The organism is Streptomyces doebereineriae (genome assembly GCF_031845645.1).
Lineage (GTDB): Bacteria > Actinomycetota > Actinomycetes > Streptomycetales > Streptomycetaceae > Streptomyces > Streptomyces canus.
In genome coordinates this window covers 1-456 of the sequence record NZ_JAVREZ010000279.1, presented here as the reverse complement: position 1 = coordinate 456, position 456 = coordinate 1, and the positions used below count along the sequence as shown (strand labels likewise).

Genomic DNA, 456 nt, shown 5'->3' with positions numbered 1-456 from the left:
TACCCAAAGGGTGCGCCGCGGCATACTCTCGGCCTCATGACGGACTCGCAGGCCCCTGACGCCCCCCTCGGTACGAACCCCGTCGCGGTCGCCCCCGCGGGCGTACGCACCGCCGCCGATGTGGTCACCCCCGAGGTGATCGCCCAGCTGGTCCGCGGTGTCGTCGGATCGGGACGTACGGCCAACCACGCGCCCTTCACCGGGGAGAAGCTGGCCGATCTGCCCGAGTCCACCCCCGAGGACGTGGCCACCGCCTTCGACCGGGCCCGCGCCGCCCAGCCCGCCTGGGCCGCCACCCCCGTACGGCAGCGGGCCGCGATCCTCCTGCGCTTCCACGTCCTGGTCCTCAGCCGCCAGTCCGAGGTGCTCGACCTCATCCAGCTGGAGACCGGCAAGGCCCGGCTGCACGCACGCCCACGAGGAGGTGCAGTCCGTCGCGGTCGCCGCCCGCCACTA

The 456-nt window shown here is 73.7% G+C and carries 1 pseudogene; it reads left to right on the top strand.

The window, feature by feature from the left end:
• Positions 1–36: 36 nt before the first annotated feature.
• Positions 37–456, top strand: a pseudogene (locus tag RNB18_RS51880) (aldehyde dehydrogenase family protein); the annotation flags it as partial.